At 57.3% G+C, this 25,035-nt stretch carries 23 protein-coding genes and 1 pseudogene; 13 read left to right on the top strand and 11 right to left on the bottom strand.

Translation table 11 applies throughout. The features are described 5' to 3' along the window. Window positions 1-68: 68 nt before the first annotated feature. From gnd to AABC73_RS15580, 4 genes are read left to right on the top strand one after another with little or no spacing between them, the layout of a single operon-like run. Window positions 69-1,046 carry a phosphogluconate dehydrogenase (NAD(+)-dependent, decarboxylating) gene (gene gnd / locus AABC73_RS15595; RefSeq protein WP_341519960.1) on the top strand — a complete coding sequence of 326 codons (978 nt, stop codon included), beginning with the start codon at window positions 69-71 and terminating at the stop codon, window positions 1,044-1,046. Next, window positions 1,046-2,578, top strand: a complete 1,533-nt coding sequence (gene zwf, locus AABC73_RS15590; RefSeq protein WP_341519959.1) for a glucose-6-phosphate dehydrogenase — start codon at window positions 1,046-1,048, stop codon at window positions 2,576-2,578. The genes gnd and zwf overlap by 1 nt, the downstream gene beginning before the upstream one ends. Then, the gene (locus AABC73_RS15585; protein WP_341519958.1) at window positions 2,571-3,389 is read left to right on the top strand and encodes an HAD family hydrolase; all 819 of its coding nucleotides are present in this window, start codon (window positions 2,571-2,573) and stop codon (window positions 3,387-3,389) included. Before zwf ends, AABC73_RS15585 begins: the two co-directional genes overlap by 8 nt. A gap of 23 nt (window positions 3,390-3,412) precedes the next feature. Beyond that, window positions 3,413-5,260: a glycoside hydrolase family 15 protein gene (locus tag AABC73_RS15580; protein ID WP_341524251.1), complete on the top strand. Its 1,848-nt coding sequence runs from the start codon at window positions 3,413-3,415 to the stop codon at window positions 5,258-5,260. A 16-nt stretch (window positions 5,261-5,276) separates the two neighbouring features. Here AABC73_RS15580 and alkB read toward each other — a convergent pair whose 3' ends face one another. Genes alkB through AABC73_RS15565 form a run of 3 tightly spaced genes read right to left on the bottom strand, consistent with a single transcriptional unit; the run spans window position 5,277 to window position 6,492 of the window. Beyond that, window positions 5,277-5,957 carry a DNA oxidative demethylase AlkB gene (alkB, locus tag AABC73_RS15575; protein WP_341519957.1) on the bottom strand — a complete coding sequence of 227 codons (681 nt, stop codon included), beginning with the start codon at window positions 5,955-5,957 and terminating at the stop codon, window positions 5,277-5,279. A gap of 21 nt (window positions 5,958-5,978) precedes the next feature. Then, the gene (locus AABC73_RS15570; protein ID WP_341519956.1) at window positions 5,979-6,161 is read right to left on the bottom strand and encodes a hypothetical protein; all 183 of its coding nucleotides are present in this window, start codon (window positions 6,159-6,161) and stop codon (window positions 5,979-5,981) included. Window positions 6,162-6,186: 25 nt separating this feature from the next. Beyond that, on the bottom strand, window positions 6,187-6,492 hold the full coding sequence (locus AABC73_RS15565; protein WP_065835618.1) for a DUF1883 domain-containing protein: 306 nt from the start codon (window positions 6,490-6,492) through the stop codon (window positions 6,187-6,189). A gap of 169 nt (window positions 6,493-6,661) precedes the next feature. On the opposite strand from AABC73_RS15565, the gene AABC73_RS15560 reads away from it, so the two are divergent. Next, a complete protein-coding gene (locus AABC73_RS15560; RefSeq protein WP_341519955.1) occupies window positions 6,662-7,012 on the top strand; it encodes a hypothetical protein in 351 nt (116 codons plus the stop codon). A gap of 70 nt (window positions 7,013-7,082) precedes the next feature. Here AABC73_RS15560 and AABC73_RS15555 read toward each other — a convergent pair whose 3' ends face one another. Next, on the bottom strand, window positions 7,083-7,364 hold the full coding sequence (locus AABC73_RS15555; protein WP_044901730.1) for a hypothetical protein: 282 nt from the start codon (window positions 7,362-7,364) through the stop codon (window positions 7,083-7,085). A gap of 125 nt (window positions 7,365-7,489) precedes the next feature. Further along, window positions 7,490-7,678: a hypothetical protein gene (locus AABC73_RS15550; RefSeq protein ID WP_341519954.1), complete on the bottom strand. Its 189-nt coding sequence runs from the start codon at window positions 7,676-7,678 to the stop codon at window positions 7,490-7,492. A 195-nt stretch (window positions 7,679-7,873) separates the two neighbouring features. Here AABC73_RS15550 and AABC73_RS15545 point away from each other — a divergent pair, with 195 nt between their 5' ends. The 4 genes and pseudogenes from AABC73_RS15545 to AABC73_RS15530 form a co-directional block, all read left to right on the top strand. Further along, on the top strand, window positions 7,874-8,077 hold the full coding sequence (locus AABC73_RS15545) for a UDP binding domain-containing protein (protein ID WP_341519953.1): 204 nt from the start codon (window positions 7,874-7,876) through the stop codon (window positions 8,075-8,077). A gap of 60 nt (window positions 8,078-8,137) precedes the next feature. Then, complete coding sequence (gene galU, locus AABC73_RS15540; protein WP_020293893.1) at window positions 8,138-8,971, top strand: UTP--glucose-1-phosphate uridylyltransferase GalU; 834 nt, start codon at window positions 8,138-8,140, stop codon at window positions 8,969-8,971. Window positions 8,972-9,083: 112 nt separating this feature from the next. Next, a complete protein-coding gene (gene gorA / locus AABC73_RS15535; protein ID WP_341519952.1) occupies window positions 9,084-10,451 on the top strand; it encodes a glutathione-disulfide reductase in 1,368 nt (455 codons plus the stop codon). A 128-nt stretch (window positions 10,452-10,579) separates the two neighbouring features. Further along, window positions 10,580-12,253, top strand: a pseudogene (locus AABC73_RS15530) (ATP-binding protein); the annotation flags it as partial. On the opposite strand, the gene AABC73_RS15525 reads toward AABC73_RS15530, so the two are convergent. Then, window positions 12,244-13,254 (bottom strand): DNA-binding protein, encoded by a 1,011-nt coding sequence (locus AABC73_RS15525; protein ID WP_341519951.1) that lies wholly within the window; start codon window positions 13,252-13,254, stop codon window positions 12,244-12,246. The pseudogene AABC73_RS15530 and the gene AABC73_RS15525 overlap by 10 nt on opposite strands. Before the next feature lie 172 nt (window positions 13,255-13,426). On the opposite strand from AABC73_RS15525, the gene AABC73_RS15520 reads away from it, so the two are divergent. The 3 genes from AABC73_RS15520 to ahpF all read left to right on the top strand — a co-directional run bounded on the left by AABC73_RS15520 (window position 13,427) and on the right by ahpF (window position 16,732). Continuing rightward, entirely contained in the window at window positions 13,427-14,380 is a 954-nt protein-coding gene (locus tag AABC73_RS15520) for a site-specific integrase (RefSeq protein WP_341519950.1), read from the top strand. 101 nt (window positions 14,381-14,481) lie between these two features. Beyond that, window positions 14,482-15,045 carry an alkyl hydroperoxide reductase subunit C gene (gene ahpC / locus AABC73_RS15515; protein ID WP_020293898.1) on the top strand — a complete coding sequence of 188 codons (564 nt, stop codon included), beginning with the start codon at window positions 14,482-14,484 and terminating at the stop codon, window positions 15,043-15,045. 124 nt (window positions 15,046-15,169) lie between these two features. Next, the gene (gene ahpF / locus AABC73_RS15510) at window positions 15,170-16,732 is read left to right on the top strand and encodes an alkyl hydroperoxide reductase subunit F (protein ID WP_341519949.1); all 1,563 of its coding nucleotides are present in this window, start codon (window positions 15,170-15,172) and stop codon (window positions 16,730-16,732) included. A gap of 65 nt (window positions 16,733-16,797) precedes the next feature. On the opposite strand, the gene gloA is transcribed toward ahpF, so the two are convergent. Continuing rightward, window positions 16,798-17,319 (bottom strand): lactoylglutathione lyase, encoded by a 522-nt coding sequence (gene gloA / locus AABC73_RS15505; protein WP_341519948.1) that lies wholly within the window; start codon window positions 17,317-17,319, stop codon window positions 16,798-16,800. 153 nt (window positions 17,320-17,472) lie between these two features. Between gloA and AABC73_RS15500 the strand changes: the two genes are divergently transcribed. Continuing rightward, window positions 17,473-18,024, top strand: coding sequence for a DUF4946 domain-containing protein (locus tag AABC73_RS15500; protein ID WP_341519947.1), 552 nt, complete (start codon window positions 17,473-17,475; stop codon window positions 18,022-18,024). Between the two features lie 472 nt (window positions 18,025-18,496). Here the strand turns inward: AABC73_RS15500 and AABC73_RS15495 are convergent, their stop codons facing one another. The 4 genes from AABC73_RS15495 to AABC73_RS15480 all read right to left on the bottom strand — a co-directional run bounded on the left by AABC73_RS15495 (window position 18,497) and on the right by AABC73_RS15480 (window position 25,032). Continuing rightward, window positions 18,497-18,859: a histone-like nucleoid-structuring protein, MvaT/MvaU family gene (locus tag AABC73_RS15495; protein ID WP_044901731.1), complete on the bottom strand. Its 363-nt coding sequence runs from the start codon at window positions 18,857-18,859 to the stop codon at window positions 18,497-18,499. 366 nt (window positions 18,860-19,225) lie between these two features. Beyond that, a complete protein-coding gene (locus AABC73_RS15490; RefSeq protein WP_341519946.1) occupies window positions 19,226-20,326 on the bottom strand; it encodes a tetratricopeptide repeat protein in 1,101 nt (366 codons plus the stop codon). Between the two features lie 135 nt (window positions 20,327-20,461). Then, window positions 20,462-21,856 carry a TolC family protein gene (locus AABC73_RS15485; protein ID WP_341519945.1) on the bottom strand — a complete coding sequence of 465 codons (1,395 nt, stop codon included), beginning with the start codon at window positions 21,854-21,856 and terminating at the stop codon, window positions 20,462-20,464. After that, window positions 21,853-25,032: an efflux RND transporter permease subunit gene (locus AABC73_RS15480; protein WP_341519944.1), complete on the bottom strand. Its 3,180-nt coding sequence runs from the start codon at window positions 25,030-25,032 to the stop codon at window positions 21,853-21,855. Before AABC73_RS15480 ends, AABC73_RS15485 begins: the two co-directional genes overlap by 4 nt. Window positions 25,033-25,035 lie beyond the last annotated feature (3 nt).

Below are 25,035 nucleotides of genomic sequence, written 5' to 3'. Positions count from 1 at the left end.
GCGAGGCTCTCCCAAGGGTGAGCCGGATTTGAGGCACCTTTTTCTACAAATTTTAGGAGCAAGGCCACATGCAACTTGGAATTGTTGGGCTGGGCCGCATGGGCGGCAATATCGCAAGACGTTTGATGCTCAACGGCCACACCACTGTGGTGTTTGATCGCGATGAAGCATCGCGTAGCGCGCTGGCCAAAGAAGGCTCGACAGCTGTAGCTGATCTTGCCGCCATGGTTGCGGCAATGGATAAGCCTCGGGCCATCTGGGTCATGCTGCCTGCTGGCGATCCGACCGAAGAAACCATCGAGGTGTTGAGCGGGTTGCTGGACGCTGACGATGTAATCATCGACGGCGGCAATACGTTCTACAAAGACGACGTTCGCCGGGCCAAGGCTCTCACGGCCAAAGGGTTGCACTACGTGGACGTCGGCACTTCGGGTGGCGTCTGGGGCCTGGAACGCGGCTACTGCATGATGATCGGTGGCGAAAGCGATATCGTGCGTCGCCTGGACCCGCTGTTCGAAACCCTGGCTCCGGGCTATGGTTCGGTAGAGCGCACAAAAGGCCGTGACTCTGCAGATGACCGAGCCGAACGTGGCTATATTCATGCAGGTCCTGCGGGTTCTGGCCATTTCGTCAAGATGATCCACAACGGCATCGAGTACGGGATGATGCAAGCCTTTGCCGAGGGCTTCGACATCCTCAAGCAGAAGAATTCGGAAAACCTCCCGGTTGAACAACGTTTTGACTTGAACATGGCTGATATCGCCGAAGTATGGCGTCGCGGTAGCGTGGTTTCGTCCTGGTTGCTTGATCTGACCGCCGATGCCCTGGCAACCGATCCTCAATTGGACGCCTATTCCGGCGCAGTGGCGGACAGTGGCGAAGGCCGATGGACCATCGAGGCCGCCATGGAACAGGCCGTTCCGGTGCCGGTGCTTTCCAGTGCGCTGTTTGCCCGTTTCCGCTCGCGGCAGAAAAGCTCCTACGCTGACAAGTTGCTTTCGGCCATGCGTTTCGGCTTTGGCGGCCACAAGGAGGGGCCAAAGTAATGGGGCTGTCGCGCGGCTCGTCTCAGCAAACGCCCGCCGTGGCGCCGCCTACGACCCTGTTTCTGTTCGGCGCCCATGGTGATCTGGTCAAGCGCTTGCTGATGCCGGCGCTCTACAACCTGTTCCGTGATGGTCTGGTCGACGATAACCTGCATATTGTCGGTGTTGACCACAACGCAATCAGCGATGCCGATTTCGCTAAAAAACTGGAAGATTTCATCCGCCAGGAAGCTGCCGGCAAAGTGGCGGAGGGCGGCAAAGAGCCGCTTGATGCTGAGTTGTGGCGGCGCCTGGCGAGCCGGATCAGCTACGTACAAGGTGACTTTCTCGACGATTCCACTTATGCCGACATCGCCAGCAAGATCGAGAGCACTGGCACCAGCAACGCCGTGTTTTATCTGGCGACGGCGCCGCGCTTCTTCAGCGAAGTAGCGCAGCGCCTGGGTTCCTCGGGTTTGTTGGTGGAAAGCGAAGAGGCATTTCGCCGCGTCGTAATCGAAAAACCCTTCGGGTCCGACCTGCCCAGTGCTGTCGCGCTGAATGCCTGCTTGCTGAAGGTGATGAGCGAGAAGCAGATTTACCGGATCGATCACTATCTGGGCAAGGAAACCGTGCAGAACATCCTGGTCAGCCGGTTTTCCAACGGGCTGTTCGAGTCGTTCTGGAACAACCACTACATTGATCACGTGCAGATCACCGCGGCTGAAACGGTCGGCGTCGAGACTCGAGGCAGTTTTTACGAGCACACCGGCGCGCTGCGGGACATGGTTCCAAATCACCTGTTCCAGCTGCTGGCAATGGTGGCAATGGAACCGCCTGCCGCCTTCGGCGCCGATGCCGTGCGCGGCGAGAAAGCCAAGGTGGTAGGGGCGATTCGTCCCTGGTCCGAGCAGGAAGCCCTGGCCAATTCCGTGCGCGGTCAGTACGCGGAAAACAGCAAGGACGGCAAGGTCGTTCCCGGTTATCGCCAGGAGAACAAGGTCGAGCCGGACAGCACCACAGAAACATTTGTCGCGCTCAAGGTGATGGTCGATAACTGGCGCTGGGTCGGCGTGCCGTTTTACCTGCGCACTGGCAAGCGCATGGGCGTGCGTAGCACGGAAATCGCGATTTCGTTCAAGCCTGCACCTTATGCGCAGTTCCGTGATACCGAAGTGGACCGCCTCAAGCCTAACTTCCTGAGGATCCAGATCCAGCCTAATGAAGGAATGTGGTTTGACCTGTTCGCCAAACGACCAGGGCCGACGCTGGACATGGAAGATATCGAGCTGGGTTTTGCCTACAAGGACTTCTTCGAAATGCAGCCGTCCACCGGTTACGAAACGCTGATCTATGACTGCCTGACCGGCGACCAGACTCTTTTCCAGCGCGCTGACAACATCGAAAACGGCTGGCGCGCAGTACAGCCGTTCCTGGATGCCTGGCAGAAAAATCCTCAAGTCGAGTTTTATAAGGCTGGCGAAGATGGGCCGGCCGCTGCCGATGATTTGCTGGCCCGTGATGGTCGTGAATGGCGGGATATCGATGTCTGAGCAAGCCGAACTCCCAATCAAATTCCTCCTTTCCGACATCGATGGCACGCTCCTGCGTCCCGACCACAGTCTGAGTCAGGCCAATATCGACGCCGTTGCACGACTCAGGGCAGCGGGCATTCTCTTCACGGTAGCGAGCAGTCGTCCGCCCCGTGCCATGCGCCAGCAGATTGAAGCCTTGGGTATCGATCTGCCCTCGGTGGCATTCAATGGCGGCAACATCATCAACCCTGATGGCAGCGTGCTCAAAGCCTATCGGATAGCCGAGGAGGCGGCACGCACCTGTATCAATCTGTTTGCCGATTACCCGGTATCGCTTTGGGTATTTGCCGACGATCAATGGTTCCTGATTGATCCTGCGGGCGACTACGTTGACCACGAGCGCACGACCTTGGGCTACGAGCCGGTGCAGGTGGAAAGCTTCGAACCCTACCTTGGGCGAGTGGACAAGATCGTTGCAGCGAGCAAGGACTTCGAGCTGCTCAAGAGCCTTGAGTCGCAGCTCAATCCGCTTATCGTCGGGCTGGCGCTGGCTGCGCGTTCGCAGCTGTATTATCTGGACGTAACGGCGCTGGACGCCAATAAAGGCAAGGCGTTGTTGACCCTGGCAGAACTGTTTGGCATCGAACTGGCGCAGACTGCGGCCATCGGTGACGGCGGCAACGATGTGGCCATGTTCCATCAGGCTGGTTTATCGATAGCCATGGGGCAAGGCGAAGAAAGCGTGCGCCGAGAGGCGGATCACGTGACGGGCAGCAACCTTGAAGACGGAGTCGCTGCAGCAATTGAGCACTACATCCTGCCGCGCTGAGCAAGCTGTGCAGCAGGTGACGAATATTTCCACGATGGCGGACGCTTTCCATGGCTGCACTGATCGAAGACTACGCATTGCTCGGCAACTGCAAGACTGCCGCGCTGGTCGCCAGGGACGGGTCGCTGGACTGGTTATGTTTCCCATGCTTCGATGCGCCAGCCTGCTTTGCAGCATTGCTGGGCTCGAGCGATAACGGCCGCTGGAAGATCGCGCCAAAAGAGCCGGTTATCTTTACCGAGCGACGGTATCGCGAAGGGACCTTGATCCTGGAAACGGTGTTCCAGACCGCAAGCGGTCGAGCCATGCTCATCGACTTCATGCCCGTCGATGAAGGCAGTCACGTGGTACGAATCGTGGTCGGGCTTGAGGGTGAAGTTGCCTTTGGTATGGACCTGGCCATCCGTTTCGACTACGGCAGCACCGTGCCTTGGGTGGAAAACCGAGACGGCGAGACATTGACGGCGATTGCCGGGCCGGAAATGCTGGTGTTGCGCGCCACGGAAACCCTGCACGCGCTGGATCACCATACGGGCTGCGATTTTCATGTCACGGCGGGGCATCGCGAGACGTTCATATTGAGCCATCAGGCCTCCACTGAAACCTTGCAAACAGCCATTGATGCCGAGCAGGAATTACAGCGCACCGAGGGTTTCTGGCGCGAGTTTTCCGATCGATGCCCTGACGTCGGGCAATGGACTGCGCAGGTGAAACGCTCGCTGATCACCCTTAAAGCCATGACCTATGCACCCACCGGCGGCATTGTCGCGGCGGTCACCACTTCGTTGCCCGAGCAATTGGGTGGCGAACGCAACTGGGACTACCGGTTTTGCTGGCTGCGCGATGCAACCATGACGCTGTTGGCGTTCATGAACCTGGGGTATTTCGAGGAAGCCTCGGCGTGGCGTGAATGGCTGCTGCGCTCAGTGGCGGGTAACCCGGAACAAATTCAGATCATGTATGGCTTGGGCGGCGAACGACGTCTGCCGGAATATGAGCTGCCTTGGCTGAGCGGTTACGAAAACTCCAAACCGGTCCGCATCGGAAACGCGGCGGCGACGCAAATGCAACTGGACGTCTATGGTGAAGTCGCTGACGCCATGACCCAGGCGTTGAAGGGCGGCCTGCCACGCCTGCCGCGCAGCGTAGCGATCTCCAAAGTCATCATGCCGTTCCTTGAGAAGGTTTGGCATATGCCGGACAAAGGCATCTGGGAGATTCGCGCAGAGCCACGGCATTTTACTCATTCGAAAGTCATGACCTGGGTTGCCTTTGACCGCAACGCGTCGCTGATTGCGCAGACCGCTGTCACCGATGACGACCGGGCATTGGCGCAGCATTACCGCAGTGTCGCTGACCAGATTCATGCGGATGTGTGCCTGAACGGCTTTGATTCGGAGTTGGGCAGTTTCGTGCAGACCTACGGCGCCAAGGCGCTGGACGCCAGTCTGCTGCAAATCGCGTTGACGGGTTTTTTGCCGGCTGATGACCCGCGCGTGATCGGCACGGTCGCGCAGATCGAGCGCAGCCTGATGCAGGATGGCTTGCTGTTGCGTTACGACAACGATCGTAGCGCGGACGGCGTTTCCGGCAATGAAGGGACTTTTCTGGTCTGCTCGTTCTGGCTGGCAGACGTCTACGTCCTGTTGGGGCGGCGTCAGGAAGCCCGGGAGCTGTACGACCGTTTATGCGGGCTGTGTAACGACGTCGGGCTGCTGGCCGAGCAATATGACCCCCGCAGCAAGCGCATGCTGGGCAATTTCCCCCAGGCGTTCAGTCACATCGGCATTATCAACACGGCGCTGAACCTGCACCGCGTGATGTGTCCGGTCAAGGCTCGGGCAATGTCCGAGGCTGCAACGGTTGAATAATCCGTCAACGGCCTGGCTACATGGCTTTTCTGAAAGTGATGTTGATCCGCTGCTCGCCCAGTAGCGGATGCTCCGCTGCCTTGATCGGCAATACACCGTGAAAGCGCAGGCGATCGACACCGCCCCAGACGACCACGTCGCCGTGCTGCAAGACGATCCGTTGTGCCTTGTCGGCGCGCTCGAAGCCACCAAACAGAAACACCGCCGCAATTCCCAATGACAGCGATACCACCGGCCATTGCAGATCCTGCTCGTCCTTGTCCTGATGCAGCGACATTTTCGCACCCGGAATATAGCGGTTGATCAGGCAGGCGTCGGGGGTGAAACCGGGGAAGCCTGTGGCCGCTGCCGCTTCGCGTGCCAGTAGCATCAGCACCTCGGGTATTGGCGGCCAGGGCTGGCTTGTTTGTGGGTCTGTGGCGCTGTAGCGATAGCCGTGACGGTCGGTAGTCCAGCCAAAACTGCCGCAACTGCTGAGTGCGGCAGACATGGTGAAACCGCCGGGAGTGATCATGTGCCGAAAGGGCGCCTGGGCCAGTACGCCCTCCAGCGCGGGAAGCACGCGCTCGATCCAGGGCATCGCGTAGCTGCGCAATACCCAGGAGCAAGGACCGATCTGTTCAACCGCGGGCTCAGCCTGCTGCGGATCATCGCTGAACAGATCGAACGTCAGTGGAGTGTTGCCTTCGCGCTTCATGGTGTGCAGGCGGGCAGGGGCTTACAAAGCTTTGCTGACTTTGACGTCAGAGATGATGTCGTCGCTCTGGTTGTGCATTTTTTCCAGTGCGGCACGCGCCTCGTCAACAGAGGCTGAACTCAGTTGAGCAAATTCGAAGCGGCGCTCGCCATTGAGTTTGTAGCTGATGGCAAACTTGGTAGTCGGTGTCGCAGGCGTATTCAAGAGATCTCCTTGATAAAAGCTGTGATCAGCTCAGTCGTGTGGTCGAACGACGGACGATTTTGATCGAATGCGTGAACGTGCTTTTGCGCCCGCCGTTGGTGTCCAGTTTGCGACCGGCCGTATCAATGGTGATATTCCAGAATCCGGTGCTGGGGGCAGCGATCTTGGCCGGGAATTTGTCGAAAGCGCCGCCATGATAGGTGTGGCGGCCGCCATTCTTGAAACTGCGGAAGTTTGAATCGTTCATCAGGCGGATATTGCAGAGCTGGGAGCACTCGATAACGACCAGGTCGTCTTCGTTGAGGTGCTCGCGCTGGTGTACGAATTTCATGGATGTCTCCGACGGTAAGGCTTTTTTCGAAAAACCAAAACGATAGCATGACGAGCCCCGGCATTGCCCGGCGATTGAAACTTTATTGCAGTGTTTCTGGCTAAAAGTGCTCTAACCGGGATTTAATCGCCGCCACGCTTGTCGTAGCACTTTTATTTGGGAGGATTCTATGAAATTGGGTGTTGTCATTTTGGCTCTCGCGATGACCGGTTGCGCCACCGTCGCGGACATCGAACACACACCGGCCACGATGAACGTGATGTCTGGCAAAAATCCGCAGGAATATGCCGAGTGCTTCGTCAATAAAATTGCCGGTAGTCGCAAGCCGCCGACCATTGAGCCGCATCGCGATGGTTTACGGGTAATCGTCGCGCAAAAACTCAACAAAGACCCAGCCGCCATCCTGGATATCGAAACGCGCTCTGGTGGCAGCTCCATCAAGGTCTACGAACGCTTGTCGAATTTGCCGCTGCGGCCTAAAGACGTCCAGCGCGCGGCCACTGCCTGTATTTCCGGTTGATGCGTTCCGGCCGCTGAATGGCGGCCTTCACAGGGAATGCCATCACGACGTCGCGGGGCTGGAGAAACGGCTATTTGCAAACCACCAGCACGCTGCGGCTTTTGAAATTGCCGACGTCCACGCCCAGCGTCTTGTCAGCTTCCTTGGGCTGCGGCGTGCCGTCGGTGCCGACAATCTCGTAACCTGTGCCAGCACAGGAGGCGTCAGCCTTTTCGTAACAGCTGGCCCATGACATGGCTTCGCCCGAGCAATCAATGCTCAGACCTTGCTTACCGTTTTTCATGTAGGTGTTAGATGCAGTCGCACAGCCAGCAAGGCCCAGTACAGCAATAACGGACAAAAGTCTGATCATGTTTATTTTGCGCTTCATGGTAAGGCTAAGAGGGAAAAGTTGCGGTTCGCAGGTTCGACACAGCGAATATGCCATCGTTCCGACATCATTTGGATAACCTTAAAATCGAGGCGATCAAGGCGCGATCAAGGTTTACTGCTGGACCGACGACGTGCGGCCTTGGGCTGATCCTGCAAGACCGCCGCCACCTCAATGGCTGCGCTCTCAGTGGCGAATGGCCCGGCAATCGACTCGCCGTCGGCGGCGGTTACCCACCATTGGCCATCTTCAAGTTTTTTGATCAGATACCCGTTTACGCTTTTTACGTCCGACATCGAAATTGCCTCGTTCAGTAGTGTTCAAGCCGCGCATGATAAAGCGCCTGCTATCTGGCTGTCGCCCCCGCGTCAACGGGTCGCAACCGGTTCGAGCTCAAAGCCTGGGCTCGCGGTGATGGCGAGACCGCGCGATTTTTTGCAGCGCAATATTCCTACGCAATCCAGACGCTTCAGCTACGCTTGCACGGGTCGTTGTACAGTCGTGTAGAAGGCGCGGATGAAGTTGTTCTGGCCGTCGATCTGAAGCAGTTTCGCCAGCCAGATTCAGCCCGGATACGAGGTTTGACGCGTATGCTGGTGCTGTTCGATGGTCGCAATATCTATGATTTTGCGGAACTATCTGCTCAGGGATTCCTCTACCATGGCATCGGAACGGCCAGCGGCGGGGCATTGTAAGGTGACCTCCGCCTGATTAGACTGCGCCGCAAACACCCACAGCCCTTATCAAGGACTCTTATGATCAAAAAATGCTTGTTCCCAGCAGCCGGTTACGGCACTCGCTTTTTGCCAGCGACCAAAGCCATGCCCAAGGAAATGCTGCCGGTGGTCAACAAGCCACTGATCCAATACGGCGTGGAAGAAGCACTTGATGCGGGTCTGAATGAAATCTCCATCGTCACTGGTCGTGGCAAACGTGCTCTTGAAGACCATTTCGACATCAGCTATGAGCTGGAAAATCAAATCAAAGGCACCGACAAGGAAAAATACCTGGTCGGTATTCGCCGCCTGATCGACGAGTGCAGCTTTTCCTACACTCGCCAGACCGAAATGAAAGGTCTGGGTCACGCGATCCTCAGCGGTCGCCCGCTGATCGGTAATGAAGCATTCGCCGTGGTCCTGGCCGATGACTTGTGTGTGAACCTCGACGGCGAGGGTGTACTGGCCCAGATGGTCAAGCTGCACAAGCACTATGGCTGCTCGATCGTTGCCATCCAGGAAGTTGATCCGAGCGAAACCCAGAAATACGGGGTTATTGCCGGTGAAGAAATCAAGCCCGGTCTGTTCCGTGTGACGGACATGGTGGAAAAGCCGAAACCAGAAGATGCGCCATCCAACCTGGCGATCATCGGTCGTTACATTCTGACGCCGGACATCTTCGAAAAAATCGAAGCGACCGAGCCGGGCAAAGGCGGTGAAATCCAGATTACCGACGCCCTGATGAAGCAGGCTGCCGAAGGTAACGTGCTGGCTTACAAGTTCAAAGGTACTCGCTTCGACTGCGGCGGCGCTGAAGGTTACATCGAAGCAACCAACTTCTGTTTCGAGCATTTCTACAAGAAAGGCAGCTAAAGCTCTGAGATCCTTTCAGACTTTCTTGTAGGACAAAGCCACCTTCGGGTGGCTTTGTCGTTTCTGACTGAACGCTAAGCGGTTATGCTGTCGCTCTGTTCAGGAGACTCACATGGCTTACGATTTCGACCTCTTTGTAATTGGCGCAGGCTCCGGCGGCGTACGTGCCGGGCGTTTTGCGGCAGGATTTGGAGCCCGCGTTGCGGTTGCCGAAAGCCGTTATCTGGGCGGTACCTGTGTCAATGTCGGCTGCGTGCCCAAGAAATTTCTGGTCTACGGCGCCCATTACGCGGAAGATTTCGAACAAGCCAAGAGCTTTGGCTGGACCAGCGGTGAGCCGGGCTTCAACTGGTCCACACTGATCGCCAATAAAGACAAGCAAATCCATCACCTCAACGGCATCTATCGCAATCTGCTGGTCAACAGCGGCGTGACGCTGCTTGAAGGCCATGCAAAGCTGACCGGCCCGAACCAGGTGTCGATCAACGGTCAGACCTACAGCGCCGAACATATCCTCATCGCCACCGGCGGCTGGCCGCAAATGCCCGACATTCCAGGCCGCGAGCACGCAATCAATTCCAATGAAGCCTTTTTTCTAAAAGAACTGCCCAAGCGCATCGTCGTTGTCGGTGGTGGTTACATTGCGGTGGAATTCGCTTCGATTTTCCATGGTCTGGGCGCCGACACCACGCTGATGTATCGCGGTGAGCTGTTCCTGCGTGGCTTCGATGGCAGCGTGCGTACACACCTGCATGAAGAGCTGACCAAGCGCGGCATGAAGGTCCGTTTCAACTCGAATATCGAGCGTATCGAAAAACTGGCCGATGGCACTCTCCAAGCGCATCTTGAAGATGGCAGTTCGTTGAACACCGATTGCGTGTTCTATGCCACTGGCCGCCGGCCGATGCTCGACAACCTTGGCCTGGAAACAGTAGACGTCAAGCTCAACAAAGACGGCTTTGTCGATGTGGACGAAAACTATCAGACCAGCGAGCCCTCGATCCTGGCGATTGGCGATGTGATCGGTCGTGTGCAGCTCACGCCAGTTGCACTGGCTGAAGGCATGGCCGTGGCGCGGCGCCTGTTTCAACCTGATCAATATCGGCCGGTGGATTACTCACATATTCCGACCGCGGTATTCAGCCTGCCGAACATCGGTACGGTGGGCCTCAGCGAAGAAGAAGCGCGCAAGGCCGGTCACGAGGTGCAGATCTTCGAAAGCCGCTTCCGGCCGATGAAGCTGACCCTGACCGACAATCAAGAACGCACCCTGATGAAACTGGTGGTGGATGCCACTACCGACAAGGTTCTGGGCTGCCATATGGTGGGTCCGGATGCCGGTGAAATTGTCCAGAGTCTGGCAATCGCGCTGAAAGCTGGCGCGACCAAGCGCATTTTCGATGACACCATTGGCGTACATCCGACACTGGCTGAAGAGTTTGTGACGATGCGTACTCCGGTCGCCCCCAAGCAAGCCTGATTAACGCGAACGCGCTAACCCGAGATTCAGGAGGAAACTCGGGAACACCCTATATTTGTGGAAGGACCCAGCCATTGAGCAGAAATAACCCTTGGGCAGTACTGCCACTGCACCCTGCCGAGCAAGACGAAGACTCTATGCGCAAGATCGATGCGTTGCGTGAAAGCGAACGACAATTCCGGACGCTGGCTGACAACATGAGTCAGCTGGCATGGACCGCTGATTCGGCGGGCAATGTCTATTGGTACAACGAACGCTGGTATACCTACACTGGCTCATCCCTTGAAGCCATGCAGGCGCTGGGTTGGCGGTCGGTGCATCATCCCGATCATGTGGAGCGCGTCACGACCCGGTCGGCGCATTGCTTTGCTACCGGCTCGATCTGGGAAGACACCTTTCCGCTGCTGGGCAAAGATGGCACCTACAACTGGTTTCTGTCCCGTGCATTGCCCATGCGTGATGAGCAAGGTCATATCACCCACTGGCTGGGGACCAATACCGACATCACTGCTCAGGTGAATGCTGAAGAAGCTTTACGCGAACTGAATGAAAGTCTCGAGCGCCGGGTTGCCGAGCGGACTCGCGAACTGGCCACCACCAACGAACTGTTGCAAAGAGAGATGGCAGAGCGTGAGCAGGCTCAGGAAGCGTTGCGTCACGCGCAAAAAATGGATGCCATCGGCCAGCTGACTGGCGGTATCGCCCATGATTTCAACAATATGCTCACGGGCGTATTGGGCGCTCTGGACCTGATCCAGCGTCGAATAGCCGCTGGACGTGTCGGTGAGATCGACCGGTATATTCAGGTGGCGGTGACTTCCGCCAATCGCGCCGCTGCGTTGACGCACCGGCTGCTGGCCTTCGCACGCCGCCAATCACTGAATAACCGCAACGTAGACGTCAACCACATGGTGACGTCCATGGAAGAACTGTTGCGCCGCACCACCGGGGAAAGCATCGAGTTATGTGTTGACCTGGACCGCGACCTGCGGCAAACGCATACCGATGAGCATCAGTTGGAAAACGCGCTGTTGAACCTGGTCATCAACGCCAGGGATGCGATGCCCGAAGGCGGTCAATTGATCGTGCGCAGTCGCAACGTCGACATTCGCTCCCCGCGGGGCGTGGTCAGTCCTGGCGAGTACGTGCAACTAAGCATCGAAGACACTGGCTGCGGGATGTCTGCAGACGTTATCGAGCGGGCTTTTGATCCCTTCTTCACCACCAAACCCATCGGGCAGGGCACCGGCCTCGGCTTGTCCATGGTTTATGGCTTTATCAAGCAAGCCGGCGGCCACGTGCAAATTGAAAGCGTTGAGGGGCAGGGTACGAGCATCGATCTGTATCTGCCATGCCAGGTCAAGGAAGCTGTGCGGGATGTGGCAGGCGCGGGTGGCGCCCATTCGCCCCGAGCGGCAGAGGGCGAGCGCGTGCTGGTCGTTGAAGACGAAGATGCTGTCAGGATGCTGGTGATTGATGTGTTGCGCGAGCTGGGTTATTCAACCCTTGAGGCGAGTGATGCCAGGGCGGCGCTGCCCATGTTGCAAGGTGCCGAGCGTATTGATCTGCTTGTCACCGATGTGGGCTTGCCTGGCATGAATGGCCGACAGCTTGCCGAGATCGCTCGCCAGCAACGTCCTGCATTGCAAGTGCTGTTCATTACCGGCTACGCGCCCAGTGCTGAGAACCGCAGTGACTTCCTCGACTCGGGGATGGACATGTTGGCCAAGCCATTTAGTGTCGATGAGCTTGCACTGCGCGTTCGGAAAATGATCGAAGGACGCGAGCCGGTTCACGTCTGAGCTGGCGGCGGGGCTTCTTCTTCAGTTGATGGCAGATCCTTGCGCAGATTATCCAGCGCCAGCTCGGTTTTGATCAGAATCAACTCCAGTACCCGGCCTTGTTGCTCTTGATCGGTCAGGCGCTGTTTCAGTTCACTGACTTCCTCATGGCTGGTACGCAGCCGCTCTTCCAGCAGCGCCCGCTGGGTCTGCGCTTGTTGCAGTTGCTCGACCGAACTGCTGGCCTGAAGGGTCAGTCTGGCCAGTTGATCCTTATGCATGTCCAGTTCGCGAGACGCGCTGCGGCTTTCAGTAAGCAACCGCTCGTTGGCGCGATTGAGCTGAGTGATTTCCTCCTGTCGAATCAGCGCGCTTTGCTGGGCCTGGCGCAACTCCATTTGTACTTGCTGTACCTGGCCTTCGTGACGTCGCTGCTCCTGATCACGCTGTTCCTTCACTGAATTACGGTAGTGCTCAAGAGCATCGCGGGCGTGCAGGTGCTTTTCTTCCAGCGAGCGGATTTGGCCATCCTTGTCTTCAAGTCGCGTCGCCATGTCCTGGCTGGCTTGCTGAAGCCGCGCATTGTCGGTTTGCTGGGCCTGTAATTGCTCGCGCGTGTCGAGCAATGCAGCGGTTTGCTGATCGATCATTTGAGCCTGATCGGCGCAACGCTGATCCAGCTCGTTCAGCTCCTTTCTGGTTGTATCCAGTTCCTCCTGCAATGCCTGTTGCCGCGTATCGAAGGCTGATTGGGCCTGATCGATACGTTCCTGCGCCTGTTCCTGCAGTCGCTGCGCGAGGCGGGCGACCAGTTCGGTCAGCTCATCGCCAATCGCTTCTTGAGGCGCACCACGGCGCAAATCGGTTTCATCCAGTTCTTTCAGATACCGATGAATAGTGGTTTTCGAACCGGTATTGCCCATTTCTATGCGTACTGCATCGATGCTGGGATGCTCGCCTCGGGCGATAAGCGCCAGGCGCGCCGTCTGCACTGTTGCCTTGTTTACTCCGCCGCGAGCCATGTAGCCTCCTACGATTACGTACTGTGGTATGTATCCTGTAATTACATACTATATCAGCTCTCAGGAATTTGATAATTTGCCTGATTACAGCACGGGATAATGGCGTATTATCCCGCGTCAGCACCTGATTTAGCGTTAAGGCGCTTGAATCCAGTACGCAAGGGAGCCGGTAATGAGCGACATCGACCGCTATATCGAGGCCGCGACGCGGGATAACACGCGGCGTAGCTATCGGGCGGCCATCGAGCATTTTGAAGTGACGTGGGGCGGTTTCCTGCCTGCCACCAGCGAAGCTGTGGCTCGCTACCTGGCGACCTATGCCGGCTCGCTATCAGTCAACACGCTCAAAGTGCGGCTCTCGGCGCTGGCCCAGTGGCATAGCAGCCAGGGCTTCGCCGACCCAACCAAGGCGCCAGTGGTACGCAAAGTGTTGAAAGGCATTCGCGCCTTGCATCCGGCTCAGGACAAACAGGCCGAACCGTTGCAGTTGCAGCATCTGGAGCAGGTCGCGTTATGGCTGGAGAACCAAGCCATTCAGGCGCTGGCTGACGGAGATCGTCCGCGTCTATTGCGTTGTCGACGCGACAGCGCGCTGATTCTGCTGGGGTTCTGGCGCGGCTTTCGCAGCGATGAGCTGTGCCGCGTACAGATTCAGGATGTGCAGGCGACAGCGGGTTCGGGCATCACCCTGTATCTGGCCCGCAGCAAAGGCGACCGCGACAATCTGGGCAAGCGCTACCAGACACCGGCCTTGCAGCGTCTCTGCCCGGTGCAGGCGTACGTGGAATGGATCAACTGTTCTGCGCTGGTGCGCGGCCCGGTGTTTCGCGGGATTGATCGCTGGGGCAACCTCAGTGAACAGCCGTTGCACGCCAACAGCATCATTGCGATGTTGCGTCAGGCGCTTGAGCGAGCAGGCGTCGCGGCCGAGCTGTACACCAGTCATTCTCTGCGTCGCGGTTTTGCAACCTGGGCGCATCGCAATGGCTGGGACCTCAAGTCGCTGATGAGCTATGTCGGCTGGAAGGACATGAAATCGGCCATGCGCTATCTCGAGGCCACGCCGTTCGCCAGCCGGGAAGAAAACCTCATGCAAATTTCGTCTATTAATAAAGATCTCTTATAGTGAAAAGCAATCAAGAGCATGAGCTTTGCCAATGAGCTCATGCCAACGATTGTGCGTAAGCTCCACTTCATCGAATTCAAAACCCATCAGGAGATTCACCGATGCCTATCATCAACAGCCAAGTAAAACCGTTCAAAGCCACTGCATTCCAGAACGGCGCGTTCGTCGACGTCTCTGAAGCTGACTTTAAAGGCAAGTGGTCTGTCGTGTTCTTCTACCCAGCCGACTTCACTTTTGTATGCCCGACCGAACTGGAAGACCTAGCTGACAACTACGCCGAGTTCAAGAAACTGGGCGTCGAAATCTACGGCGTGTCCACCGACACCCATTTCGCACACGCTGCATGGCACAACACCTCGCCAGCCATTGGCAAGATCCAGTACCCACTGATCGGCGACCCGACTCACCTGCTGTCGCGTAACTTCGACGTTCTGATCGAAGAAGCAGGTCTGGCTGACCGTGGCACCTTCGTGATCAACCCAGAAGGCCAGATCAAGATTGTTGAGCTGAACGACGGCGGTGTTGGCCGTGACGCTACCGAGCTGCTGCGCAAAGTTAAAGCCGCTCAATACGTAGCTGCCCACCCAGGCGAAGTTTGCCCAGCCAAATGGAAAGAAGGCGAGGCTACTCTTGCTCCGTCCCTGGACCTGGTTGGCAAGATCTAAGTCGATGATTCGGCTGGGGGCTTTGAGCTCTTGAGCACGTAAACCGCATCGCCCCTAAAAAACGCCCGGGCGACCATCGCCTGGGCGTTGTTTTTTCTACCCTCTTAAAATGGAAATCGCCCGCATGTTGGACGCCAATCTTAAAGCCCAGTTGAAGTCGTACCTGGAACGGGTCACACAACCGATCGAGATCGTCGCGTCCCTTGATGACGGCGCGAAATCCCAGGAAATGCTGGCACTGCTCAACGACGTGATCAGCGTTTCGAAAGACATCACCCTTAATGACAGCGGCACCGACGTGCGCACTCCGTCGTTCTCGCTCAACAGCCCCGGGAAAAACATCAGCCTGCGTTTCGCCGGCATCCCGATGGGTCACGAATTTACCTCGCTGGTACTGGCGCTGCTGCAAGTCGGCGGTTATCCGTCCAAAGCCAGTGCCGAAGCCATCGAACAGGCTCGCTCGCTGCAAGGCGAGTTCAGGTTCGAAACCTATTTTTCCCAGTCCTGCCAGAACTGCCCGGACGTCGTCCAGGCGCTGAACCTGCTGGCCGTGCTCAACCCGAACGTGCATCACGTCGCTATCGACGGCGCGCTGTTTCAGGATGAAGTGACCGACCGGCACGTCATGTCGGTGCCGAGCATCTATCTGAACGGTGAGTTGTTCGGCCAGGGCCGCATGGGCCTGGAAGAAATTCTCGCCAAGATCGACACCGGCGCCGGTGATCGTCAGGCGGCCAAGCTCAACGCCAAGGAAGCCTTTGACGTGCTGGTTGTCGGCGGTGGCCCGGCGGGTTCGGCGGCAGCGGTTTACGCAGCCCGCAAAGGCATTCGGACTGGCGTTGCGGCAGAGCGTTTTGGCGGTCAGGTGTTGGACACCATGGCCATTGAAAACTTCATCTCGGTGCAACACACCGAAGGCCCGAAACTCGCCGTAGCCCTTGAAGAGCACGTCAAGCAGTACGAAGTCGACATCATGAACCTGCAACGCGCCGAGCAGCTGATTCCCGGCACCGACGGCGGATTGCATGAAGTGAAGTTTGCTGGCGGTGCGAGCCTCAAGACCAAGACCGTGATTCTGGCAACCGGCGCACGCTGGAGGGAGATGAATGTTCCTGGCGAGCAGCAATACCGCAACAAGGGCGTGGCGTATTGCCCGCACTGCGATGGCCCGCTGTTCAAAGGCAAGCGCGTTGCGGTAATTGGTGGCGGTAACTCCGGCGTGGAAGCGGCAATCGATCTGGCTGGTATCGTCAGCCACGTCACGCTGCTGGAATTCGATGTGCAACTGCGCGCCGACGCAGTGCTGCAACGCAAATTGCACAGCCTGCCGAACGTGACGGTCATCACCAATGCACAAACGTCAGAAGTGACTGGCGACGAGCTGAAGGTCAACGGCCTGCGTTACAAGAATCGTCTGAATGGCGAAGAAGTGGCGGTAGCCCTCGAAGGCATTTTCGTGCAGATCGGCCTGCTGCCCAACACCGATTGGCTCAAGGGCACCATCGAGCTGTCGCCACGGGGCGAAATCGTTGTCGACTCTCGCGGCGAGACTTCGATTCCCGGGATCTTCGCTGCCGGCGACGTAACCACCACGCCTTACAAGCAGATCATCATTGCTCTGGGCGAGGGCGCCAAAGCATCGCTTAGTGCGTTTGATCACCTGATTCGTACGTCCGCGCCAGCCTGATACTCATCGGCAAGGCAAAAAAAGGCCTCATGAGCAATCATGGGGCCTTTTGTCATTTCAGCGCATCACAGCGGCGCTGGCTGGATGATCTCTACCCAATAGCCATCCGGATCCTTGATGAACGCGAGGCTGTTCATACGGCCGTCAGCCAGGCGTTTCTGGAAGTCCACGCCAAGTGTCTCGAAGCGAGCGCAGGCAACGTGAACGTCCGGCACCGAGATGCAGATGTGGCCGAAACCGCGCGGATCGGTGTTGCCGTTGTGATAGGCGAACGCCGGATCGTTTTCCGTGCCGTGGTTGTGGGTCAGTTCCAGGATGCCGGGGATCGACTTCATCCACTGATTGCGCTGGGCGTCGTCGGCCGGGATCTGCGCCTTGTTCACCAGTGCCAGGAAGTACAGACTGAATTCGGCTTCAGGGAAATCGCGTTTCTCCACCAGGCTGAAGCCCAGCACCCGGGTGTAGAAATCCAGCGATGCGGTGATGTCTTTGACACGCAGCATCGTGTGATTGAACACGAATTGCTGAGTCGCGGCTTCCGGCTCGGCCGTTACGCCGGGAAAGGTGTTGAGTGCTTGCAGGCTCATGGATAGCTCCGGTTGAATGTTCGCAATGGGTGAAATGATACGGGGCGTGTCACCAGATTGCCAAATGCCCGATGGACAGGCCGTCACCGCTCTTGTTCAGGGCGGCGTTGCGCGTCAGAATTTCCGGCTCATGCCTTGTGGAAAACGGCCATCATGTTTATCCGGTTATACCGCGTATCAATGGCGGGCCTTTGCCTGTTGTTCGCTTCAGGCTTCGTTCAGGCGAACGATGCCATGATCACCTGGCCTGAAGGGTGGCAGATTGAATCCATGCCTCCCGAAGCAGACGCCACTGGCAAGCCCGCTGCGCAGTTAAGACAACGAGCGGTCAAGAACGATCAGGCGGGCAATCCGATGATGGTTATGGAGTTGACGCAATCGACTCTGGTAGCCGGGCATCAGGTAAACGTGGAGGGTGTTTTGCTGGAAATGCGCAAGGCTATTCAGGTGATGTTTGCCCGCAGTGGATTCCAGAGCGTTTGTACCCGAACCCGGCAGAGCACCTTGAGCCAGGTACCCGCTCTAGAGACGACCTGTACGATTACCCAGAACGGGGTGCATGTGATGACTCAAACGTTGGTTGCGGCGGCCAGCAAGGACATGGCCTGGTCGCTTTCCTACGCGGGTTCCGCAGAGGGTTATGCAGCGACCAAGGACGAAGCCACGCGAATCCGCGATGGCGTGCGCCTCGGCGGCAGTCAGTAGGCGCGACCGGGACAAATTTCAGGCAAAAAGAAGCCCGCCGAAGCGGGCATTGGGGCGCTAATCCTTTAGCAGCCTCTATCCTGAGACACCGGGTGTGAAAAATTCGTGAACCCTTCATTCAAAATTCGGATGAGGGGACGCTTAAAAATCAGAAGTTTCCGACAGATTAAAACGAAGCAACTGAAGATTTTCATTTTTTATATCCTGAATTTCTATCAGGCCGCCGCTCATAACGAACCGATATTTAAAAATTCCGGAAGCTGAATTCCGCGCTCGGTAATCATCGCTAAATAGAGTCAGACATGCGAAGGGACTAATACGATAGTTCTAACATAATGAAACGGTATTGAACGAAATTGAACGCTCACTGGCACCGCTTGCTGTACTCGATACCGCCGATGTATTGGGTGCTATTCATTGACGTCAATAAAAAGCCCTGCAGAGCAGGGCTTTTTATATTCAATGGTTTCGCTCAAGCGCGAAGCCATGAATCGACGGTATCAATACCGTATTGTTCTTTCCAGGACTTCAGACCGCGGTGGTTTCCACCTTTGGTTTCGATCAGTTCGCCCGTGTGAGGGTTTTGATAAACCTTGATCACTCGGGCCCGGCGGCGCTTGGGCCCGGCAGGGGCGGCCTGGGCGGAAGAGCCTCTAGGGTCGAGGATTGCGATGATGTCACGCAGGCCCTTGTCATAGCTGCTCATCAAGCCCTGGAGTTTCTGCTCGAATTCAATCTCCTTTTTTAGTCCGGCATCGTTCTTCAAGGATTCCAGCTGTGCCAGCTGCTCTTGAAGGGCTTTTTCTGCTGCTCGAAACTCGGCAAGTCTAGACAAATAACATACTCCGACAGTGTAGTGGCTGTAACCCGCCAACAACGCATCCAGAAAAAAGCGGTTGGCTGATTCGCTCGCGAAACGCATTACCCTGGGACCAGGTGCACAGTGCCTTGATGAACATAAAGCTGGCTGTCAGTCCCGTCCCGAAGAGAGGGTAGTTGCATCGGCTGCGTGTAAATCATGCACGTTTTTTTTCAGTTAGAAAATAGTCTGGGGATAATTAAGTATAAGAACGACTGATGAGCAATTGCCGGTTTTTACCTGAGCTTGTGTTATTGCGCGAAGCGAGACGTAAGTAATTTCTGATATTAGAGCCCGCCGGGAAAAGATCGAGAGGTCACTCCCGGTCGGATTTACGCAGCGCTACAAGCCCTGCTGCAAGACCGGATCGTCCGGATTCTGCTGCTCCAGCTCGGCCAAAAGCACCTGGACCATCTGTAATTGGCCGTTCTCTTTCCAGTAATTGATCAGCAACACCCGGGCGCGTCGGTTTCCTGGCTGACGCTTGAGAATTTCGATCAATTGTTTTTGCGCGGCCTCCAATTGGTCCAGATCGTGAAGGGCAACCGCCAGGTCATAACGGTAATCGTTGTTTTCCGGCTCCAGCTCCAAAGCCTTGGCCAGCCCCAATAGCGCGAATTCGGTCTGCTCGCGCTGCAGCAGCCACATTCCCAACGCATGCTGCAGTCGCGCCGACTGCGGATGCCGCTCGAGTAGCTGCCTGAACAGTTGCCGCGCCTTGTCGGTCTGCCCTTGTTTGTCCACCAGCTCAATCTGCGCCAGGGCGGCGTCCAGATTGTCCGGTTCGAGGGTCATTGCTTGCTGCACGCTGGTCAAGGCTTGAGCCGCATGACCCTGATGCATGGACAGGCGCGCCAGTTGCAGTTGATTGGTAACGCTGGGTGGCTCGGTTTTCAAAGTTACCGCATAGTCTTCGGCGCTTTTTTCCAGCGCTGCGTAATACAGCCCCAGATCATCAGGAGAAAGTCCAAGCAAGGCACGGATTGCGCTGAACCTTACCGCCGACTCCGGATCATCCAGCAAAGGGCCAAGCAACAAGCTGCGCTGGCTGGGTGACACCAGCGTGGTGACCGCTGCGATAGCTGCCTGGCGCACCAGCGGTGAGTCGTTATGCAGGTCGGCATCCACCAGTTTCAGGGCATTGGGACTGGGGTAATTGCCCAATTCGGCCAACAGACTGGCACGCCGGATGTCCGACAAATCGGTTCGTGCCAGTTGCTGATAGAGCACGCGAGCGGCGCCTGGTTTGCCGTTGTGTGCCTGCTCGAGGGCTTCGGCATAGGTATGAGCCAGCGGGGCCGAGACGTTGTTCGACGGCGAGCCGCGCCAGACGAGAAATCCGAGAATCAGCAGGATCGGCAGAAGGGCAAGCGCGCCTCTTTTCAGCCAGCGACGTCGAGCAGTTGCCTGAGAGGAAGAACCTGGTAAAGGCGATTTGAGCATACCGTTATCCAAATCATGTCGGGTTGCAGCTTCGGGGAGTGATCGCCGACTGTCAAACGGCGTGGCATAAAAAAGCCCCGCGACCGGACAGTCGCGGGGCTTTCACATCCAGCTATTCAGCAACCTGACGTTGGGTCAGGCCCGCGGTTGCCAGCCACCGCCCATTGCCTTGTAAATCGCGACGATGCCACGGTACAGGTCGATTTCGGCCTGGGCCTGAGAGTCTTCAGCGGCCAGACGCTCGCGCTCGGCATCGAGCAGGACGAGGAAGTCTGCGGTGCCTTCCCGGTATTGAACCGAGGCCAGGTTCGCCGCCGCGCGACTCGACTCGCTTTGGCGAATGATCGACAGCAGGCGTTGCTGGCGTTTGTCGTAGTCGCTGAAGGCGTTTTCCGATTCTTCCAGTGCCAGCAGCACTTGTTGCTCGTAGTTGGCCAGCGCGCCTTCAGCATCGGCATCAGCACCGCGAATGCGAGCCCGCACGCTGCCCAGATCGAATGCAGCCCAGGTAATGCTAGGCCCTAAAGCCCAAGCCTTGGCTGCCGAAGAGCCGATCTGTGAACCACGGCCGGCAGTGAAGCCCAGAAATCCGCTGAGGCTGACTCTCGGGAACAGATCCGCAGTTTCCACACCAATCCGTGCTGTGGAGGAGGCCAGTTGCCGTTCGGCGGCCCACACATCGGGACGATGACGCAGCACCTGGGTTGGATCGCCGATAGCCAGCTGTTTGGAAATGGCTGGCAGTTGCGACGGGCTCAAGTCGACGCTGAGGGTTTCCGGCCGCTCACCCAGTAAGGTGGCGATCCGGTTCCGCTGCCGGACCTGCTCGGCCTGCAGTTGCGGCACTGTAGCTTCCACCGCTGCCAGTCGCGCATCGGCACGCACTACGTCCAGCTCGTTGCCTACGCCTGCATCACGCAGTTGCGCTGTTACACCTCGGGAATCCTGTTGATTCTTGAGGTTGTCACGGGCAATACGTTCGCGAAGCTGTGCGCCGCGCAACTGGCCGTAGGCATCAACCACTTCGGCAGTCAGCGTGATTTGCAGGTCGTACAAATTGGCTTCAGCGACATCCTGATCGGCGTTGCTGGCTTCCAATTGACGCTGGATGCGCCCGAACAAGTCGATCTCCCAGGCCATGTCCAGACCCAGGTCATAACGTTCGCTGTGCACGCGCCGCTCAGTGATGCCCGGTTGTTGCCCTTTGGCCTGGTCACTGCTGACCCGGCTGGTAATGACCGGCATGGCGTCGTTGCTGACGTCGTCGCGGATGGCGCGGGCAGCCTTGAGTCGGGCGAAGGCCACGCGCAGTTCGCGGTTGCCGTTGAGCGACTGAGCCACCAGTTTATTCAGGGTCGGGTCATCGAATTGCTGCCACCAGATGGCGTCCAGATGGCTGCGATCGTAATTGCCTTGACTGGCCGCCGCGACTTTGGCCGGGGCCGTGTCGGGGGTTTTGTAGTCCGGTCCGACAGCGCAGGCGGCCAGAGCCAGAACCAGCAGGCTCGGTAGAAACAGTTTTACGCTCATTGATGCGTCTCCAGCTTCAGCGCCTTGTCAGCCTTGCGGGTTTCTTTACGTTCAACAAAGTTGCGGATCAGCACATAGAATACTGGGGTCAGCAACAAGCCGAAGAAGGTCACACCGAGCATCCCCGAGAACACCGCTACACCCATGGCGTGGCGCATTTCAGCACCGGCACCGCTGGAGAACACCAGAGGCACAACGCCCATAATGAACGCGAAGGAGGTCATCAGAATCGGCCGCAACCGCAGGCGGCAGGCTTCGAGCACCGCAGCCAGTGGCGTCATGCCTTCGCTTTGTTTGTCCTTGGCGAACTCGACGATCAGAATCGCGTTCTTACAGGCAAGCCCCACCAGTACGATCAATCCGATCTGGGTAAAGATGTTGTTGTCGCTGCCGGTCAGAATCACCCCGGTAATGGCCGACAACAGGGTCATCGGTACGATCAGGATCACTGCCAGCGGCAAGCTCCAGCTTTCGTATTGCGCCGCCAGCACCAGGAACGCCAACAGTACGCAGAGCGGGAACACCAACAGCGCCGTGTTGCCGGAGAGGATTTGTTGATAGGTAATCTCGGTCCACTCGTAGGTCATGCCGTTGGGCAGTTCATCCTTGAGCAGTTTTTCCATGGCTGCCTGAGCCTGGCCCGAGCTGTAGCCCGGCGCGGCTGCACCGTTGATCTCAGCGGTGATAAAGCCGTTGTAATGCATGACCCGATCCGGACCTGCGGTGTTGGTCACGTTGATAAAGGTCGCCAGCGGGACCATCTCGCCCAGATTGTTGCGGACTTTAAGCTGACCAATCTGATCGGCGTCCTGGCGGAACTGTTGTTCTGCCTGAACGTTGACTTGATAGGTCCGACCGAAGCGGTTGAAGTCGTTAGCGTACAGCGAACCCATGTAAACCTGCAGGGTGTCGAATATGTCGCTGATGGCAACCCCATGAGTCTTGGCTTTTTCGCGATCAATAGCCGCATCGACCTGTGGCACGTTGACGGTGTAGCTGGTGAACAACGCTGCCAACTCAGGAACGTTGTGGCTCTTGGCGATCACGTTCATGGTTTCTTTGTACAGCTCGTCGTAACCCAGGTTGCCACGGTCTTCGATCTGCAGGCGGAACCCGCCGATGGTGCCGAGACCTTGTACCGGTGGCGGCGGGAAGATTGCCATATAGGCCTCTTGAATGGCGCCGTATTTGCCATTCAGCGCTCCGGCAATTGCGCCGGCGGACTGGCTGGCGTCCTTGCGTTGGTCGAACGGTTTGAGCGTCACAAACACGATGCCTGCGTTCGGGCTGTTGGTGAAGCCGTTGATGGACAGACCAGGGAACGCAATCGCGCTTTCAACACCGTCCTGTTTCAGGGCGATATCCGACATGCGCTTGATGACATCTTCAGTGCGGTCAAGGCTTGCGGCATCTGGGAGTTGCGCGAAGGCCACCAGATATTGCTTGTCCTGCGGCGGCACGAAACCGGTTGGCGTGGTGGCAAAACCAAAATAGGTCAGCCCCATCAATCCTGCGTAGAGAATCAGCGCGATACCACTGCCACGGATCACGCGCCCGACGACGCCTACGTAACTCTTGCTGGCCCGTTCAAATACTCGGTTGAAAGGCTTGAACAGCCATCCGCCAAGGATTCGATCAAGGAATTTCGAAAAGCGGTCTTTGGGGGCGTCGTGAGCTTTGAGCAGCACTGCAGACAATGCTGGCGACAATGTCAGTGAGTTGAACGCCGAGATCACGGTCGAAATCGCGATCGTCAACGCAAACTGCTTATAGAACTGCCCCGTCAACCCGGAAATAAAGGCTGCTGGCACAAATACCGCACAGAGCACCAGCGCCGTGGCAATGATTGGCCCGGTGACTTCACGCATGGCGCGCTTGGTCGCTTCGACGGGGTTGTGCCCCAGTTCGATATTTCGCTCGACGTTTTCCACCACCACGATGGCGTCATCGACCACGATCCCGATAGCCAGTACCAGGCCGAACAGCGACAAGGCATTGAGCGAAAAGCCGAACAGGTGCATCACAGCGAAGGTGCCGATCAGGGAAACCGGTACCGCGACCAAGGGGATGATCGACGCCCGCCAGGTTTGCAGGAATAGAATGACTACCAGAACCACGAGGATCAGTGCTTCAAACAGCGTATGAATAACTGCTTCGATAGAACCCCGGACAAACACCGTCGGGTCATAAGCGATGGCGTAATCCATCCCTTGCGGGAAGCCTTTTTTCAGCTCGGCCATTTTCGCGCGGACACCGTTGGAGATGTCGATGGCGTTGGAGCCAGGGCGTTGGAAAATCGGAATCGCAACAGCGGGCTGGTTATCCAGCAGCGAACGCAAGGCGTATTGGTTGGAACCCAGCTCGATCCGGGCCACATCACGCAGCCGGGTAATCTCGCCATCTGCGCCCGCGCGGATCACGATGTTCTCGAATTCCTCCTCGCTGACCAGACGGCCTTGGGTATTGATCGACATCTGGAAACTGGTTGCCGAAGGCGAGGGCGGAGCGCCCAGCTGACCGGCGGCTACCTGCCGGTTTTGCTCGCGAATCGCGTTGACGACATCGGTGGCGGTGATATTGCGCGAAGCGGTCTTGTTTGGATCCAGCCAGACCCGCAACGAGTAATCACCCATGCCGAACAGCTGCACATCACCTACGCCGCCGAGGCGAGCCAACTCATCCTTGATATTAAGGATGGCGTAGTTGGACAGGTAGAGCATGTCGTAGCGTTTGTCCGGCGAGGTCAAGTGGACCACCATCGTCAGATCCGGCGAAGCCTTGTCCACCGTGATACCGATGCGCGTGACTTCCTCGGGAAGTTTTGGCTCGGTCCGGGTCACACGGTTTTGCACCTGCACCTGGGCGTTGTCCAGATCGGTGCCCAGCGCGAAGGTGATCGTCAGGGTGATCTTGCCGTCAGCGGTGGATTGCGAAGACATGTACAACATGTTTTCGACACCGGTAATGGCCTGCTCAAGCGGTGCTGCGACGGTTTCACCGATGACTTTCGGGTTGGCGCCCGGGAAGTTGGCGCGCACTACCACAGTGGGCGGCACGACTTCGGGGTATTCACTGATGGGCAACTGGAACAGCGAGATGGCGCCAGCGATCAGAATCATCAGCGACAGTACTGCCGCGAAGATGGGTCGCGAGATAAAAAATTGTGAGAAATTCATCTA

Source organism: Pseudomonas sp. G.S.17 (assembly GCF_038096165.1).
Taxonomy (GTDB): Bacteria; Pseudomonadota; Gammaproteobacteria; order Pseudomonadales; family Pseudomonadaceae; genus Aquipseudomonas.
The sequence above is the reverse complement of the archived record's forward strand: the minus strand, read 5'-3'. Positions and strand labels throughout refer to the sequence as shown.

What these genes read in the sequence shown, in the direction of transcription:
- gnd (WP_341519960.1), top strand. Translation starts at nt 69, where the DNA reads ATGCAACTTGGAATTGTTGGGCTGGGCCGCATGGGCGGCAATATCGCA.
- zwf (WP_341519959.1), top strand. Translation starts at nt 1,046, where the DNA reads ATGGGGCTGTCGCGCGGCTCGTCTCAGCAAACGCCCGCCGTGGCGCCG.
- AABC73_RS15585 (WP_341519958.1), top strand. Translation starts at nt 2,571, where the DNA reads ATGTCTGAGCAAGCCGAACTCCCAATCAAATTCCTCCTTTCCGACATC.
- alkB (WP_341519957.1), bottom strand. Translation starts at nt 5,957, where the DNA reads ATGAAGCGCGAAGGCAACACTCCACTGACGTTCGATCTGTTCAGCGAT.
- AABC73_RS15565 (WP_065835618.1), bottom strand. Translation starts at nt 6,492, where the DNA reads ATGAAATTCGTACACCAGCGCGAGCACCTCAACGAAGACGACCTGGTC.
- AABC73_RS15560 (WP_341519955.1), top strand. Translation starts at nt 6,662, where the DNA reads ATGAAATTGGGTGTTGTCATTTTGGCTCTCGCGATGACCGGTTGCGCC.
- AABC73_RS15555 (WP_044901730.1), bottom strand. Translation starts at nt 7,364, where the DNA reads ATGATCAGACTTTTGTCCGTTATTGCTGTACTGGGCCTTGCTGGCTGT.
- AABC73_RS15550 (WP_341519954.1), bottom strand. Translation starts at nt 7,678, where the DNA reads ATGTCGGACGTAAAAAGCGTAAACGGGTATCTGATCAAAAAACTTGAA.
- galU (WP_020293893.1), top strand. Translation starts at nt 8,138, where the DNA reads ATGATCAAAAAATGCTTGTTCCCAGCAGCCGGTTACGGCACTCGCTTT.
- gorA (WP_341519952.1), top strand. Translation starts at nt 9,084, where the DNA reads ATGGCTTACGATTTCGACCTCTTTGTAATTGGCGCAGGCTCCGGCGGC.
- AABC73_RS15525 (WP_341519951.1), bottom strand. Translation starts at nt 13,254, where the DNA reads ATGGCTCGCGGCGGAGTAAACAAGGCAACAGTGCAGACGGCGCGCCTG.
- AABC73_RS15520 (WP_341519950.1), top strand. Translation starts at nt 13,427, where the DNA reads ATGAGCGACATCGACCGCTATATCGAGGCCGCGACGCGGGATAACACG.
- ahpC (WP_020293898.1), top strand. Translation starts at nt 14,482, where the DNA reads ATGCCTATCATCAACAGCCAAGTAAAACCGTTCAAAGCCACTGCATTC.
- ahpF (WP_341519949.1), top strand. Translation starts at nt 15,170, where the DNA reads ATGTTGGACGCCAATCTTAAAGCCCAGTTGAAGTCGTACCTGGAACGG.
- gloA (WP_341519948.1), bottom strand. Translation starts at nt 17,319, where the DNA reads ATGAGCCTGCAAGCACTCAACACCTTTCCCGGCGTAACGGCCGAGCCG.
- AABC73_RS15500 (WP_341519947.1), top strand. Translation starts at nt 17,473, where the DNA reads ATGTTTATCCGGTTATACCGCGTATCAATGGCGGGCCTTTGCCTGTTG.
- AABC73_RS15490 (WP_341519946.1), bottom strand. Translation starts at nt 20,326, where the DNA reads ATGCTCAAATCGCCTTTACCAGGTTCTTCCTCTCAGGCAACTGCTCGA.
- AABC73_RS15485 (WP_341519945.1), bottom strand. Translation starts at nt 21,856, where the DNA reads ATGAGCGTAAAACTGTTTCTACCGAGCCTGCTGGTTCTGGCTCTGGCC.
- AABC73_RS15480 (WP_341519944.1), bottom strand. Translation starts at nt 25,032, where the DNA reads ATGAATTTCTCACAATTTTTTATCTCGCGACCCATCTTCGCGGCAGTA.